Origin of the sequence: Pseudomonas sp. FSL R10-0056 (genome assembly GCF_009600105.1) — a bacterium.
Taxonomy (GTDB): domain Bacteria; phylum Pseudomonadota; class Gammaproteobacteria; order Pseudomonadales; family Pseudomonadaceae; genus Aquipseudomonas; species Aquipseudomonas bubulae.
The window spans coordinates 24,932-40,006 of record NZ_WIWL01000176.1 but is presented as its reverse complement, the minus strand read 5'-3'; the positions used below and the strand labels follow the sequence as shown (position 1 = coordinate 40,006).

The window sequence follows — 15,075 nt, the reverse complement described above, 5'->3', positions numbered from 1 at the left end:
AAAGGCCACGCTGGTAAGCACGACGGGCAAGCTGCGGCCTACTTTTGTGTAGGAATCAGCTTGCCCGCGGGGATGTCAGCGCTGTGCTTATCGGGGTTTGGAAACGGTCAGCATTTGCCCCGGCTTGAGGGCTTTTGCGCTGTTTGGATTCCAGCGCTTGAGATGCTGCATTTCAACGTTGAAACGCTTGGCCACCATATACAGCGAGTCGCCTTTCTGGACCTTGTATTGGGTCGGCTTTTTGCCCGAGGGCTTGCGTGTGTCCTGCATCACCAGGACCTGGCCGGCCTTGAGGTTGTTGCCGCTGAGTTTGTTCCAGTGTTGCAAGTCTTTGACATTGACCTTGTTGGCCTTGGCAATCAGGGTCAGGTTGTCGCCGCTCTTGACCCGGTACTTGCGGTTCAGGCGAGCTGGGGATGTGCTTGCAACCTTGTCAAATACCGGCTTGTTGGGGCGCAGACTGACCAGTTGGTCGGAGCTGAGATTGGACAGGCTGGCAGTCAACAGCTGGGCTTTTGCCGTAGGTACCAGCAGATGCTGGGGGCCATCGGTGGTGGCGCGCTGTTTGTAGGCCGGATTGAGCTGGAACATTTCGTCTTCGTCGATTTCGGCCAGGGCTGCCACGCGGGACAGGTCCATGGACTGTTTGATCTCGACCATTTCGAAGTAGGGTTCGTTGGCGATCGGGTTCAGGTTGATGCCGTAGGCTTCAGGGGCCAGAACCACTTGTGACAGGGCCAGCAGTTTTGGCACGTAGTCTTTGGTTTCCTGCGGCAGTGGCAGGTTCCAGTAGTCGGTCGGCAGGCCGAGCTTTTCGTTGCGCTCGATGGCCCGGCTTACGGTACCTTCGCCAGCGTTGTAGGCCGCCAGGGCCAGCAGCCAGTCGCCGTTGAACATGTCATGCAGACGGTTCAGGTAGTTCAGGGCTGCCAGCGTCGAGGCGGTAATGTCACGGCGACCATCGTAGGCACGGGTTTGACGCAGGTTGAAGTAGCGGCCTGTCGACGGAATGAACTGCCAGAGCCCGACCGCATTTGCGTGGGAATACGCCATTGGGTTGTAGGCGCTTTCAATGGCTGGCAGCAGGGCCAGTTCCAGCGGCATATCGCGTTCTTCGAGGCGCTCTACAATGTAGTGGATATAAAGGCTGCCGCGCTCGCCCGCATTCTCGAGAAACGACGGGTTGCTCGCAAACCACAGGCGCTGTTGTTCAATTCGGGGGTTGACGTTCTGGCCGTCCTGCAACTTGAAACCCTGGCGCATGCGCTCCCACACATCTTGAGGGGGGAGGGGGCTGGGCTTCTGGCTGAGCCAGAGTGGATCCTGGGGAATGCGTTTGGCGATTTTAAGGCTGGCCCGCTCCGTGGTCTGCGCCGAATGATCCATGGACTGGCAGCCCGCGAGCGTGGCGCAGACAGCCACCGCAATGGCTTTGACCATGCGCGTCAATGCGTCTGAATTGATGGAGTTACCTTTAAATGACGACATTGTTTTGAAAAAAGTCAGGAAAAAATGTCGGGGGATTCTAGAAAGCAGGGGGGGCGCGGTCAACTGTTGAGAATTTTTGTTCTGACCGCGGCCGGTTTTAGAACCTGTCTTTCCAGCTGCGCAGGCTGGCAAAGACCGCACTGGGCGAGTCGTTGTCGCGGGAGTTCCACTCGTCAGCTTTTTCTTTAACAGATGTTTCGTGGACTCGCAGAAAGGGATTTGTGCGTAGTTCCAGTGCCATAGATGATGGCAAGCTGATACGACCTTCAGCCCGCCACTGCGTGACTTGCGCTACACGCGCGGCAATATCCGGGTTGTTCGGTTCCACGGCCTGGGCGAAGCGCAGGTTGCTCAAGGTGTATTCGTGGGTGCAGTACACGCCGGTGTGGGCGGGCAGCGCGGCCAGGCGAGTCAGGGAGTGATGCATCTGTTCCGGGGTGCCCTCGAACAGTCGGCCGCAACCCGCGGCGAACAGGGTGTCGCCACAGAACAGCAGGGGCGCTGTCGGGTCTTGGTGATAGTAGGCGATATGCCCAAGCGTATGGCCGGGTACCAGCAGGATCTGGAACTCCAGGCCCAGTACCTCGATGCGGTCGCCGTCGTTGAGTGCCACTTGTCGGGCCGGTATGGTCTCAAGCGCCGGCCCCCAGACCTTCGCGTTAGTGTGTGCGTGAAGTTGCGCGACACCGCCCACATGATCGAAATGGTGATGGGTGATCAGAATGTCGCTGAGGACCCAGTCCGGGCGCCTGGCCAGCCACTCCAGAACAGGCGCGGCATCACCCGGGTCGACCACGGCGCAGCGCTTTTGGGTAGTGTCCTGTAACAACCAGATGTAGTTGTCGTTGAAGGCGGGCAGGGCGTCGATCTGTAACATGGTGCAATTCCCAAGTGTGAAACAATGGCGCATCTTAGGGGCTGTTGACGTTTTATTGCGAGTCGCGTCGTCAGGGCTTGCGACAGATAAAGGGCGAGTTGGAGGAGCAATGACCGATAAAGCATTGGCTCAGGCTGATCCTGAGTGGCTGGCACTGATCAGTTCGGCGCGTGAGTGGCTGTCTGGCCCCCATGGGCAGTTGTTGCTCGAAGATGAGCAACGCGTGCTTGAGGACGAGCTGGGGCGCTTTTTCGGCGGCTATCTGGTGCATTACGGCCCTGCTGCCGACACCCCGCCCAAGGCCCCGCAGGTTCAGCGCAACGTACGCCTGGGCGCGCCATTACCGGGTGTTGAAATCATCTGCGAAGAACAGGCCTGGCCATTGTGCGAGCACGCTGCCGACGTGGTGGTGCTGCAGCACGGGCTGGATTTCTGTCTGTCGCCCCACGGTCTGTTGCGCGAAGCGGCCAGCAGCGTACGCCCTGGCGGGCACCTGCTGATTGTCGGGATCAACCCCTGGAGCAGTTGGGGCTTGCGCCATGTCTTCGCCAAGGATGCCCTGCGCAAGGCACGCTGTATCTCACCTTCACGGGTCGCCGACTGGCTGAACCTGCTGGGCTTTGCGCTGGAGAAACGCCGCTTCGGGTGCTATCGTCCGCCGCTCGCTTCCAAAGTGTGGCAAAGCCGCTTGTCCGGCTGGGAACGCAAGGCCGGTAGCTGGCAATTGGCAGGTGGCGGCTTCTATGTATTGGTTGCTCGCAAAATGGTGGTGGGCTTGCGCCCTGTCAACCCGATGCGCCGGGAACCGATGGGCAAGCTGATTCCCTTGCAGATGGCCAAGGTCAATCGGCGCCACACAGACTCCTAAATTTATGTTGGGCCGGGTTTGCCCGGCTCAGGTGCTGGCCATTGCTGATGGTCAGGCCATAAGCAGCCTTACCTGGATAGTTTGCAATGATTGATAGCGTTGAAATGTTCACCGATGGTGCCTGCAAGGGCAATCCTGGCCCGGGTGGCTGGGGTGCCTTGCTGATCTGCCAGGGTGTCGAGAAAGAGCTCTGGGGTGGCGAGGCCAATACCACCAACAACCGCATGGAACTGATGGCCGCCATTCGCGGGCTTGAAGAGCTCAAGCGTCCGTGTGAGGTGCTGCTGGTGACTGACTCGCAGTATGTGATGAAAGGCATCACCGAGTGGATGGTCAACTGGAAAAAACGCGGCTGGAAAACCGCCTCCAAGGAGCCGGTAAAAAATGCCGACCTGTGGAAGCTGCTCGATGAGCAGGTCAGTCGTCACACCGTGAAATGGCAGTGGGTACGCGGTCACATCGGCCATCCCGGCAACGAGCGCGCCGACCAGTTGGCCAATCGTGGGGTCGATCAGGTACGGGGAATCAAGCATGCGTAGTGTTGTACTCGATACCGAAACCACCGGTATGCCGGTCACCGACGGCCACCGGGTGATCGAGATCGGTTGCGTCGAGTTGATGGGGCGCCGTTTGACCGGTCGCCATTTTCACGTGTATCTGCAACCCGACCGTGAAAGTGACGAAGGCGCCATTGGCGTCCACGGCATTACCAATGAATTCCTGGTGGGCAAGCCGCGTTTTGCTGAAGTCGCCGATGAGTTTTTCGAATTCATCAAGGGCGCACAGCTGATTATTCATAACGCTGCGTTTGACGTGGGCTTCCTCAACAACGAGTTTGCCCTGATCGGCCAGACCGATCGCGCCGACCTGACTCAGCACTGCACCATCCTCGATACCCTGGCCATGGCACGGGCCCGTCACCCGGGCCAGCGCAACAGCCTCGATGCGCTGTGCAAACGCTATGGTGTCGACAACTCGGGCCGTGAGCTGCACGGCGCCTTGCTCGACTCCGAGATCCTGGCCGACGTTTACCTGACCATGACCGGTGGCCAGACCAGCCTGTCGTTGGCCGGGAATGCTTCTGACGGTAATGGCTCGGGTGAGGGGTCGGGCAATCAGGCCAGCGAAATTCGCCGCCTGTCGGCGGACCGTCAACCGGGCCGGATTATTCGTGCAAGTGAAAGCGACTTGACCGAGCATGCGGCTCGACTTGAAGCCATTGCCAAATCGGCTGGCGGCCCGTCGTTGTGGGCGCAACTCCTCGACGCGAAAGGGCAGACGCTGCAGTAACCTGGCGCCTACCTGACTGCCGCTGCCGCTTATTGTCAGCGTCGACGACAGGAAAGAAGGATTTTTCATGCATCTGGTTATCAACCCCCAAGACCCTCAAGTCTCGGTACGCCTGGCCGACGAGGGTTTTGCGCCCTATGTCTGGTGCAACGATTTCAGCTTTGAAGTTCGTGCCTATGCCCGTGCCGACCGGTATAAAAAGGTCGAGCACTGGCCGCTGGAGCTGATTACGCCCTATCGCAAGTGCTACGGCATCGACCCGGATGAGTTCGCCAGCTACCGCGGTGGCAAGGGCAGCGACATCTTTATGGCGTACCTGGACAACCAGCCCGTGGGGCATGTGGTTGTAAGCACCCACTGGAACGGCTTTGCCCATGTCGATGAACTGGCCGTTATCGCGGGCGCCCGTCGCCACGGTGTGGCCAGGTCATTGCTGGAAGTGGTGAGGTTCTGGAGCCATAAAAAAAACCTGCCGGGGATCATGCTCGAGACCCAGAACAACAACCTGGGCGCCTGCCGGTTGTATGAGCGTTGCGGGTATCAGGTAGGGGGCATCGATGATTTGCGCTATCGCGGTATTGACCCGCAGACCCGTGAAGTGGCTATTTTCTGGTATTTGATATTTGAGCGCAGGGATCTGTAGCAGTTGTCGAGCTCTGCGAGGCTGCGTTCGGCGGCTGCTACAGGGATCGTGTTTTAAAGCACCACCAAGCCCTGATCCGCCAGCAATGCCTCGGCCTTTTGCCGCACAATCTCCAGCAAGGCATCCAGTGCCAGCCCGTGCCGGGTGCCTTTGCGTGTAAGCGCATAGAGCGTCACCGGGATCGCCGGTGAGATCGGGCACACATCCAGCCCGCTTGCCCTGGCACCCACTGCCGTGAACGGGTCGACCAGCGCCAGTCCTTCTCCCGCTTCGACCATGCTGCGCATCATCTGGTAACTCTGCACCTGAATCTGCACCACCGGTGCCGGACGCAAGGCTTGCAGCTTGCTGTCGAGCAGGCGGCTCAACGGGTCGTGCTGATGCAGGCCGATCATTGCCTGTCCCGCCAGCTCTTGCAGTGCGATGTATTTGTGCTTGGGTGACAACCAGCCATGAGGCGCCAGAAACTGCACCTTGCCTTGAACCAGTGGCAGAGATTCGATCCCGGATTGCTCCGATGGCTGCAGGCTCAAGCCCAGATCGCATTCGTCCATTAACAGACGGCGCACAATTTCGGCGCAAGGCTGGCTGCTCAAGGTTGTCGGGGTATCGGGAAAGCGCCGTCTGAGGGCGCCTATGCAATGAGGCAGCAGCGGTTGGGCCAGGGTTTCGCTGCAGGCTATGCGCAAGGCCGGTTCCTGATGCTGGCGCAGCTCGTTGCCCAGCTGGCGCAGAGGCTCAAGTGCCTGGTACAGCTGATTGATAAGGGGTTGCAGCACAAGGGTGTCGCGGGTGGCTTGCAGCCTCCCGCGAATACTGGCAAACAGCATAAAGCCCAATTGCTGTTCGGCTTCCTGCAGCGTTGCGTTGAGGGTGGCCGTGGGCAATTGCAGCAATTCGGCAGCATGGCCGAGGTTGCCGGTTTGCAAGATGGCTTGAATCACTTCGATGTGGCGTAGACGCATACTGGTGTCCTGTCTCGCAAATACTGATCCTTTTTGACGGCGTCTGTTGTCGTCAAAAAGGATCGTAATCATGAGGCCGGACACCAGTGCCCGGCAGATGAGGTTTCAGCGTTGCGAAGCCTGATCCGTCTCTCATCCTTTGACTTCAACCTGTACGCCCTGAGTGGCAGGTCAGGCTGCGACGACGGGCGACGGGTCGCGAACCAGGATGACACCCGACTGCACCAGCTCGAAGTTGTTGTCATCGTTCTTTTTGACACGATCGCCAATGGCCAGTTTGTAGGTCATTACGGGTTGATCGCCGGTTGCTTGTGAATCTTCAAACTCATGCACGGAATAGACGCGACCTTCCGCATCTCTTGCATGAAATTGTCCAACGAGAACTGCCGCCATTTGTAGAGAACCTCTGGAGATAAACACCCAATTTGCGGTTCTGTAGACCGTTGTTCAGCAGGGGAAGTTTAACCATGTGAAAAAAATAGTCCCCCTACTTTACAGGCTTGCAGGCCGATAGGGTGAACTGGGGTGCAAGAAAGCCGTCCGATCATCTATAACTACTCTTCCTACAGCTACTGACTCGGGGTTTTCCATGAGCAAGGTCTACAGCGTTGCAGTGTTGGTTGGCAGTTTGAGGAAGGATTCCCTCAATCGAAAAGTGGCTCAGGCTCTGGCAGAGCTGGCTCCGCCAAGCCTGAAACTGTTTATTGTCGAAATCGGTGAGCTGGCGCTTTACAACGAAGACATTGATGGTGCGTCGCCACCTGCGCCATACACGGTTTTTCGCGATCAGATCCGCCCGGCCGATGCCATCCTGTTTGTGACCCCCGAGTACAACCGCTCGGTGCCAGGCGTGTTGAAAAACGCCATTGATGTCGGTTCGCGACCCTATGGGCAGAGTGTGTTCAGTGGCAAGCCGGGCGCGGTGATCAGCGTTTCGCCTGGGGCCATTGGTGGCTTTGGGGCTAACCATCACTTGCGCCAGTCGCTGGTGTTTCTCGATGTGCCGTGCATGCAGCAGCCTGAGGCCTATCTGGGAGGAGCCGGTGATGCGTTTGATGCATCCGGTAAACTGTCGGATAAAACCCGACCGTTTTTGCAGAAATTTATCGATCAGTTTGCCGGGTGGGTAGAGCGCTAGGACTACAGCAGTCGCAAGCCGCAAGTCAGAAACTTGCAGCTTGCAGCTATCAACCTGTAGCTATCAGCTGCTCTGCGGCATCTCGCCCTTGGCCAGGCGCTGGTTGATATCGCTAATCACTGCGGGCAGGTCGCTGATGGTGTCGATCAGATAGTGGGGGCGAGATCCGGCGAACAGGGCGTGAATGCGGTTGCGTTCGCTGTCCAGGGTTGCCGGGGCCAGTGCCTTGTATTGTTCCCAGGTCAGGCCCAGGGCGTTGCCCGAGCACACCAGCGCCACGGTCCACATGCCGGCGCGGCGACCTTCAAGAATGCCCGGTACGGTGTCGTCGATCTTGACGCAGGCACCCACATCATCAATGCCCAGCGCGATCACGTTGGCCAGTGCCTGGGCCGGCCAGGGGCGACCGTTAGGGACTTCATCGGTGGCCACGACGTGGTCGGCCACATAGCCATTGGTGGCGGCCAGTTCAACCACTTTGGCCATGACCTGCGCGGGGTAGCCCGAGCAGGAACCGATCTTGATACCTTGCTCACGCAGTTGGGCAATGGTGTCCAGTGCGCCGGGAATCAGGGCCGAATGCTCGGCGATCTTTTCGATCTGCAGCGGCATAAAGCGCTCATAAATCGCGGTGACGTCATCGTCGGTCGGTGCACGGCCAAACACTTTTTTATAGCGCTCGGTTATCTGCGGCTGATCACACAGGGTACGAATGTGGTCCCACTTGCCCATGCCCATCGGTCCGCGAGCTTCTTCGATGGACACCTGCACGTCAAACTCGGCAAAGGCTTCGACAAAAATCTGGGTTGGGGCGAACGAGCCGAAATCGACCACGGTGCCGGCCCAGTCGAGGATGGCGGCTTGCAGCTTGCTCGGGTTGGTGTAGTTCATGTCTGTTAATCCTGTAAGAGCGGGCTGTGCCGCACGAAGTAAATAGGGTTGTTCTAGCCTGTTCCTGCACCATCAAATATCGAAGACTTCCATTTCCTGCAGCACCTGGCCTATGGCGTCTACGGCTGCCTGCATCTCGGCCTGATTGACGTGGCCGATGCAGCCCACACGAAAAGTCTCAACCTGGGTCAATTTGCCCGGATACAGGATGAAACCCTTGGCCTTGACCCGCTCGTAGAACTCCTTGAACTGATAGCGGGGGTCTTTTGGCGCATGGAAGGTGACGATAATCGGCGCCTGGATAGCCTCGGGCAGAAAACTGCTAATGCCCAGTTTGGCCATGCCGTCGAGCAGGGCCTGGCAGTTGTTGGCGTAACGCTGATGGCGGGCAGGCAAGCCGCCTTCTTCGTTGTATTGCAGCAGTGCCTCGTGCAGGGCGGCTACCACATGGGTCGGCGGGGTAAAGCGCCATTGTCCGGTTTTGCTCATGTAAACGTGCTGATCGTGCAGGTCCATTGCCAGTGAATGGCTGTTACCGGCGGCATTGCCCAGGGCTTCTTTGCGGGCGAATACAAAGCCCATGCCGGGCACACCTTCGAGGCATTTGCCGGAGGCAGCGATCAATGCATCAAAAGGGACTTGCCGGGCATCGATCGGCAGGGCACCGAAGGAACTCATGGCATCGATGATCAGGCGTTTGCCGTGCTGAGCGATCACTGCGGCAATGTCGGGCAGCGGGTTAAGGATGCCGGTGCTGGTTTCGCAGTGGATCAACGCCACGTGGGTGATGCTCGGGTCTGCATGCAGCAGGCGGTCGACGTCTGCCGCCGTGGTGGGCTCGTCTTCAGCGGTTTCAAAGGTGCTGTAGCGACGGTCCAGCACTTCGCAGATTTTCGCCAGGCGTTTGCCGTACGCACCGTTGATCAGCACCAGTACATTGCCATCCCGGGGTACCAGGGTGCCGATGGCGGCTTCGACGGCAAAGGTGCCGCTGCCTTGCAGGGGCACGCAGTGATGGCTGTCGGCGCCGTTGATAATGGCCAGCAGTTGCTGGCACAGGCTGGCAGTCAGCTGGTTGAAGCTGTCATCCCATGAGCCCCAGTCAACCATCATCGCCTGGCGGGTACGCGCCGAGGTGGTCAGTGGGCCAGGGGTCAGCAGGATCGGCGCGGCAGTACTCATTCTGAATTCCTCACAAGCATGGGATGGCTACTTGGTACAGGACATAAATTGCAGTTTGTGTTGATATCAATCAAATTGTTTGTTGTTATGCCTGCCATCAGTGAGGATTATAAATGAATTTATTCCAGCTCCGTGCGTTTGATGCCGTGGCCCGCGAGGGCAGTTTTACCCGGGCTGCGGCCCGGCTGTTTATCAGCCAGCCGGCGGTGACCGGGCATATCAAGGCGCTTGAGGAGCACTACCAGATCACCTTGCTGCGGCGTACGGCGCGGCGGGTGGAGTTGACTGAAGAAGGCACCAAGCTGGCGGCCATCACCCGGGCCATGTTCGGTTTGGTGGATGAAGCGCAGGTCATGCTGGAGGCCAACCGCCAGTTGCTCACCGGGCGACTTGAGGTGGCGGCCGATGGTCCGCATCTGGTGATGCCGATGCTGGCAAGCCTGCGCGCACGTTATCCGGGGATTACCGTGAATTTGCGCCTGGGCAACGCTCAGGAAACCCTGGCGGCGTTGCTGTCGGAGCATGCCGATGTGGCGGTGCTGACCGAAGTGGAGCCGCGCAAGGGCCTGGCCTTGCGTGCGCTGAACGAGTCGCGGATTTGTGCGCTGGTTCCCGCCAACCACCCGTGGCTGGCCTTGCCTGATGGCATCGCGATCGGGCAACTGGATCAGGTGATCATGGTGCTGCGTGAACCAACCTCGATTACCCGTCGCACTTTCGACAATGCCTGTGAGCAGGCTGGAGTCAATCCACGGGTATTACTGGAACTGGACAGCCGGGAGGCGGTGACCGAAGCCGTCGCTGCGCAGTTGGGTGTGGGCATTGTGTCGTCGGTGGAAGTCAGTCATGACCCCCGCGTGCGTGCGGTGCCGATCAACGGCGCGGGGCTGGTCAACCTGCATATGCTCGGCTGCATGGAACGGCGGGCCGAGTTGCGGTTGATCAAGGCGTTTATGGAGCTGGCGGTGTGATTTGTGCGGGGATAACACGCGTAGCAGCTGCTACGAATGGTGTGTTACAGGTCTGCCCGCACAATCTCCAGAAACGTTGCCACTACCCGCCGTGAGCTCTGCTCCTGCAGGCACACCAGGGTTTCGGTCAGGCGCCTTTTGCAGTCGATGATGGGCAGGGCGCACACCCGGGAGTCCGAGCCAAACTCCGCCGCCGATACCACCCCCACGCCAATCCCGACCACCACTGCTTCACGCGCAGCTTCACGACCCTCTACCTGGATCGCGGCGCGGATGCGCAGGCCGGCCTGGCTCATTTCTTCTTCCAGGGTTTGCCGGGTTACCGAACCGACTTCGCGCAATACCAGCGGTGTGTCATCCAGGTCGGCCAGGCAGATCGAACGGCGGCTTGCCCAAGGGTGCGTGCGTGCTACAAACGCCACCATCGGGTCGCTGCGCAAGGGCACGCTCAGCAGCCGGTCATCATTCACATCGCGCCCCAGCAGGGCCAGGTCTGCCTGGTAGTTGAACAGCCGCGCCAGACATTCGTCGGTGTTGCCTGTTTCGATTTTTACCGTGATCCCGGGGTAGCGCTGGCAAAAGCGGGCGATTTGCGGCAACACATGAACAGGGGCGTCCACCGCCAGGATCAGGCTCCCGGTTTGCAGGGCCTGGGAGTCCTGCAGTAACTCCTGGGCCTCGGCCTGTACCCCGAACAGGCGCTGGGTGATGCTCAGCAACCGCTCACCCAGGTCGGTAAGGCGCACCGAGCGCTTGTTGCGGTGGAACAGCAACACCCCGAAGCGTTCTTCAAGTTTTCTGACCTGATCGGAGATGGCCGGCTGGCTTAAAAACAGACGTTCGGCAGCCCGTGTGAAACTGCCGTGAACGGCGACGGCATGAAAGGCCTTCAACTGCGCATGGGAAACTGACATTGAAAAACCTCTTACAAGCTGAGCTTATGAGTGAAATACGATAAATCGATTTTACCTATTAGTCAGTAATTGCTTTGATCGACCTCAGCCCGGCGTTATGTCCTCGATAACGGTGGGTCGCGACACACTGATGTGCAGCCCCTAACTCCAACAAAAAAAGGGCCGTTCAGGGTGTGTCTGTCAAATACGGCTCTTGTCTGAAGGGCGGTATTGAAGTGCTCAACACAATAAAAAAACAGGCGTTCTCTTCTGATTCTGCCGGCACATTCCACCTCTGAGGTCAGACCCGACATGAACAACTCCTTTGCCACCATCAAGCGCTGGCGCGTGCAGATTTTTGCCATCACCTGGCTGGCCTACGCGGCCTTTTACTTCACTCGTAAAGCCTTTTCCGTGGCCAAACTGGGGATTGCTGATGACCCCGGCTTTCATCTGGACAAGATGGCAATGGCCAACCTCGATGCCATCTATCTGGCAGCCTACGCCGTAGGGCAATTTACCTGGGGCATCCTCGCCGATCGCTTCGGCCCGCGGGTTGTGGTGCTGGGCGGCTTGATCATCTCTGCACTGGCGGCGTTGGTAATGGGCACTTACGCCACCTTGCCGATCTTTGCCACCTGCATGCTGGTTCAGGGCCTGGCGCAATCCACCGGCTGGTCGGGGCTGTGCAAAAACATCGGCAGCTTTTTCCCGGCGCAGCAACGTGGTCGGGTGCTGGGACTGTGGAGTTCGTGTTATGCCTTTGGCGGGTTGGTAGCTTCACCCTTTGCCGGGTGGTGGGCCTATACGCTGATCGGCAGCTGGCACGCGGCATTTATTTCCAGCGCGGCGGTGGTGGCGCTGGTGGCGGTGCTGTTCTTTATCTTCCAGCGCAATACGCCGCAAGATGTTGGCCTGCCCGCTGTCGAGCCAGAGCCCGACATGAGTGCTGAGGAAATCGCTGCCGAAAAACGCATCAGCATCTGGGCGCCGCTGCGCGAGATCATGCGCAATCGCACGGTGCTGACCCTGGGTCTGGCGTACTTCATGCTCAAGCCGGCACGCTACGCGATTCTGCTGTGGGGGCCGGTGATTGTGTTCGAGCAAATGCCGCAAGTGGGCAAGGTCGGCGCCGCGATTATTCCTACGGCCTTTGAGTTGGCGGGTTTGCTGGGGCCGATCATGATCGGCCTGGCCTCCGACAAGCTGTTCGGTGCCCGGCGCATGCCCGCCTGCATTTTGAGCCTGTTGGCGCTGACCGTTTCCCTGGCGTTTTTCATGGGTGCACTGCATTCCGGCAGCGTGGTGCTGGTGGTGGCCTTGCTGTTTGTCATGGGCCTGACTCTGTATGGGCCTGACTCCATGATCAGCGGCGCTGCAGCCATTGATTTCGGCACCGCCAAGGCCGGAGCCACGGCGGCGGGGTTCGTCAATGGCTGCGGCTCGGTCGGGGCGATTCTGGGCGGCCTGCTGCCCGGTTATTTCGACACGGTCACGGTGTTTATCGTATTTGCCTGCTGCGCGCTGTTTTCCTCGCTGGTGCTGATTCCGCACTGGAACAGCCGACCTGCGGGGCTCAAAGCCGCGTGCCCGTTTGTGCCCAATCATCCATTGCTGATCAAGCCTTTACGCACCTGAGCAGGAGAATGACCCATGCGACCTTTTTGGCTGGAACAGGCACTGGCCCTGGAAAATGAAGCACCCTGCGAGGCGCTGGCGGGTGAAACCCGTGCCCAGGTGTGCATTGTGGGGGGCGGTTATACCGGGTTATGGACGGCGATCATGCTCAAGGAGCAAAGCCCTGAACTGGATGTAGTGCTGATTGAAGCCGATATATGCGGCGCAGGTGCCAGCGGGCGCAACGGTGGCTGTGCGCTGTCATGGTCGGCCAAGTACTTCACCCTTGAGCGGTTGTTCGGGGTGGAGGAGGCCGTGCGGCTGGTCAAAGCCTCGGAACAGAGCATTTACGCAATCGGTGCATTTTGTGAGCGCTATGGTGTGGAGGCTGATTACCGCCTCGATGGCACGTTATACACCGCGACCAATCAGGCCCAGATCGGATCGACGGATGGCGTGATTGCTGCGCTGGAGCGCCAGGCCATCAACTCGTTCAGCAAGCTGGCGGTTGATGACGTGCAGCGCCGGGCCGGTTCTGCCCAGCATTTGGAGGGCTGGTTTTCTCCCGCTGCTGCCAGCGTACAGCCTGGCAAACTGGTGCGTGGTTTGCGTCGGGTGGCCTTGCAGTTGGGGGTTAAAATCCACGAAAACACGCCAATGACCGGGCTGGAAGAGGGCGCGCCGGCGCTGATCCGCACGCCTGGCGGAAGCATTCGTGCTGACCGCGTGGTGCTCGCGATGAATGCCTGGATGGCCCGGGCATTCCCGCAGTTCGAGCGCAGTGTGGCGATTGTCTCCAGCGATATGCTGATCACGGAACCGCGCCCGGACCTGCTGCAGGACATCGGCCTGACCAGTGGTGTCACCGTGCTCGATTCGAGAATATTCGTGCACTACTACCACAACACCCCGGACGGACGAATCATGTTGGGCAAGGGTGGCAATACCTTTGCCTACGGTGGGCGCATGCTGCCTGTGTTCGATCAGCCGTCGACCTACGCCGGGCTGCTGGGCAAAAGCCTGGAGCAGTTCTTTCCGGCGTTTGCCGGGGTTGGGATCGAGGCGACATGGAATGGTCCTTCAGACCGCTCTGTCACCGGTTTGCCGTTTTTTGGTCAGATGAGCAGCCACGGCAATGTGTTTTATGGCTTTGGTTATTCAGGCAGCGGCGTGGGGCCTTGCCATATGGGCGGGCAGATTCTCGCCTCGCTGGTGTTGGGGCTGGTCAATGACTGGACCCGCTCGCCGCTGGTCAATGGACCGTTGGGGTATTTCCCGCCCGAACCCATTCGTTACCTGGGGTCGCTGATGGTGCGCAACGCCATTCGGCGCAAGGAACGGGCCGAAGATCATGGTCGCCGGCCTCGGCATCTGGATGTGCGCCTGGCCAGATTTGCCGCGGCGGCGGGCAAGGCTGACAAGGGTTAAGCAGGTATCAATTGGATTTTTTGGTCGATTGCCGACTTCTTGCCGTATAAACTTGCGCCCATTCGACGGCCGACAGGCTGCGACACACCAGATTGAGAGAGTGAGTAATGGGCGCACAGTGGAAGGTTAAACATAAAGCGGACGCCGCCAACAGCCGCGGCAAGATTTTTGGCAAGCTGGCCAAGGAATTGACGGTTGCTGCGCGCAACGGCGCCGACCCGGACATGAACTCGCACTTGCGTCTGGTCTATGAGCAGGCCAAAAAAGCCTCGATGCCGGCTGACACCATCAAGCGCGCGATCAACAAGGGCGCCGGTATCGGCACCGAGGCCGTGCAATACCACCGCGTTACCTACGAGGGTTTCGCTCCCCACCAGGTGCCGCTGATCATTGAGTGCCTGACGGACAACATCAACCGTACCGTCGCTGAAATCCGCGTGGCCTTCCGCAAGGGCCAACTGGGCGCTTCGGGTTCGGTGGCGTGGGACTTCAATCATGTCGGCATGATCGAGGCCAAGCCTGATACCCCGGACGCAGACCCTGAAATGGCCGCGATTGAAGCCGGTGCCCAGGATTTCGAAGAAGGCGAAGAAGAAGGCACGACCTTGTTCATCACCGAGCCGACTGACCTCGACGCTGTACAGAAAGCATTGCCCGAGCAAGGTTTTACCGTGGTTTCAGCCAAGCTGGGCTACCAGCCGAAGAACCCGGTAAGCGGTTTGACGGACGAGCAAATGGCCGAAGTACAAGAGTTTCTGGCCAAGCTGGAAGAGCAGGACGACGTGCAGGACATGTTTGTAGCGTTGGCGTAAGCCATCGAGCCT

16 protein-coding genes are annotated in these 15,075 nt (G+C 59.1%); 9 read left to right on the top strand and 7 right to left on the bottom strand.

Features of this window, described 5'->3' with window-relative positions:
- Positions 1-87: 87 nt before the first annotated feature.
- Both GHO42_RS12080 and gloB read right to left on the bottom strand, forming a co-directional pair.
- A complete protein-coding gene (locus tag GHO42_RS12080; protein WP_153327864.1) occupies positions 88-1,488 on the bottom strand; it encodes a lytic transglycosylase domain-containing protein in 1,401 nt (466 codons plus the stop codon).
- Between the two features lie 97 nt (positions 1,489-1,585).
- Complete coding sequence (gene gloB, locus GHO42_RS12075) at positions 1,586-2,365, bottom strand: hydroxyacylglutathione hydrolase (protein ID WP_095025492.1); 780 nt, start codon at positions 2,363-2,365, stop codon at positions 1,586-1,588.
- A gap of 109 nt (positions 2,366-2,474) precedes the next feature.
- Between gloB and GHO42_RS12070 the strand changes: the two genes are divergently transcribed.
- The 4 genes from GHO42_RS12070 to GHO42_RS12055 all read left to right on the top strand — a co-directional run bounded on the left by GHO42_RS12070 (position 2,475) and on the right by GHO42_RS12055 (position 5,166).
- Complete coding sequence (locus tag GHO42_RS12070; protein WP_095001699.1) at positions 2,475-3,233, top strand: class I SAM-dependent methyltransferase; 759 nt, start codon at positions 2,475-2,477, stop codon at positions 3,231-3,233.
- An 86-nt stretch (positions 3,234-3,319) separates the two neighbouring features.
- A complete protein-coding gene (gene rnhA, locus GHO42_RS12065; protein ID WP_095001698.1) occupies positions 3,320-3,772 on the top strand; it encodes a ribonuclease HI in 453 nt (150 codons plus the stop codon).
- Complete coding sequence (gene dnaQ / locus GHO42_RS12060) at positions 3,765-4,523, top strand: DNA polymerase III subunit epsilon (RefSeq protein WP_095001697.1); 759 nt, start codon at positions 3,765-3,767, stop codon at positions 4,521-4,523. Before rnhA ends, dnaQ begins: the two co-directional genes overlap by 8 nt.
- Positions 4,524-4,590: 67 nt before the next feature.
- Positions 4,591-5,166 (top strand): GNAT family N-acetyltransferase, encoded by a 576-nt coding sequence (locus tag GHO42_RS12055; RefSeq protein ID WP_095019315.1) that lies wholly within the window; start codon positions 4,591-4,593, stop codon positions 5,164-5,166.
- A 53-nt stretch (positions 5,167-5,219) separates the two neighbouring features.
- On the opposite strand, the gene GHO42_RS12050 is transcribed toward GHO42_RS12055, so the two are convergent.
- Complete coding sequence (locus GHO42_RS12050) at positions 5,220-6,131, bottom strand: LysR family transcriptional regulator (protein ID WP_153327866.1); 912 nt, start codon at positions 6,129-6,131, stop codon at positions 5,220-5,222.
- Positions 6,132-6,302: 171 nt separating this feature from the next.
- Positions 6,303-6,524 carry a hypothetical protein gene (locus tag GHO42_RS12045; protein ID WP_095001694.1) on the bottom strand — a complete coding sequence of 74 codons (222 nt, stop codon included), beginning with the start codon at positions 6,522-6,524 and terminating at the stop codon, positions 6,303-6,305.
- 196 nt (positions 6,525-6,720) lie between these two features.
- On the opposite strand from GHO42_RS12045, the gene GHO42_RS12040 reads away from it, so the two are divergent.
- Positions 6,721-7,269 (top strand): NADPH-dependent FMN reductase, encoded by a 549-nt coding sequence (locus GHO42_RS12040; protein ID WP_095001693.1) that lies wholly within the window; start codon positions 6,721-6,723, stop codon positions 7,267-7,269.
- A gap of 63 nt (positions 7,270-7,332) precedes the next feature.
- Here the strand turns inward: GHO42_RS12040 and phnX are convergent, their stop codons facing one another.
- The gene (gene phnX, locus GHO42_RS12035; RefSeq protein ID WP_095001692.1) at positions 7,333-8,160 is read right to left on the bottom strand and encodes a phosphonoacetaldehyde hydrolase; all 828 of its coding nucleotides are present in this window, start codon (positions 8,158-8,160) and stop codon (positions 7,333-7,335) included.
- A 72-nt stretch (positions 8,161-8,232) separates the two neighbouring features.
- Positions 8,233-9,342: a 2-aminoethylphosphonate--pyruvate transaminase gene (locus GHO42_RS12030; protein WP_095001691.1), complete on the bottom strand. Its 1,110-nt coding sequence runs from the start codon at positions 9,340-9,342 to the stop codon at positions 8,233-8,235.
- A 113-nt stretch (positions 9,343-9,455) separates the two neighbouring features.
- On the opposite strand from GHO42_RS12030, the gene GHO42_RS12025 reads away from it, so the two are divergent.
- Positions 9,456-10,313, top strand: a complete 858-nt coding sequence (locus tag GHO42_RS12025) for a LysR substrate-binding domain-containing protein (RefSeq protein WP_153327868.1) — start codon at positions 9,456-9,458, stop codon at positions 10,311-10,313.
- A gap of 44 nt (positions 10,314-10,357) precedes the next feature.
- On the opposite strand, the gene GHO42_RS12020 is transcribed toward GHO42_RS12025, so the two are convergent.
- Positions 10,358-11,227, bottom strand: coding sequence for a LysR substrate-binding domain-containing protein (locus GHO42_RS12020; protein WP_095001689.1), 870 nt, complete (start codon positions 11,225-11,227; stop codon positions 10,358-10,360).
- 291 nt (positions 11,228-11,518) lie between these two features.
- Between GHO42_RS12020 and GHO42_RS12015 the strand changes: the two genes are divergently transcribed.
- The 3 genes from GHO42_RS12015 (at position 11,519) to GHO42_RS12005 (ending at position 15,063) form a co-directional block, all read left to right on the top strand.
- The gene (locus GHO42_RS12015; RefSeq protein ID WP_153327870.1) at positions 11,519-12,844 is read left to right on the top strand and encodes an MFS transporter; all 1,326 of its coding nucleotides are present in this window, start codon (positions 11,519-11,521) and stop codon (positions 12,842-12,844) included.
- A 15-nt stretch (positions 12,845-12,859) separates the two neighbouring features.
- Positions 12,860-14,251, top strand: coding sequence for an FAD-dependent oxidoreductase (locus GHO42_RS12010; protein WP_153327872.1), 1,392 nt, complete (start codon positions 12,860-12,862; stop codon positions 14,249-14,251).
- A gap of 107 nt (positions 14,252-14,358) precedes the next feature.
- Positions 14,359-15,063: a YebC/PmpR family DNA-binding transcriptional regulator gene (locus GHO42_RS12005; RefSeq protein WP_016782338.1), complete on the top strand. Its 705-nt coding sequence runs from the start codon at positions 14,359-14,361 to the stop codon at positions 15,061-15,063.
- The last annotated feature ends 12 nt before the right edge of the window (positions 15,064-15,075 follow it).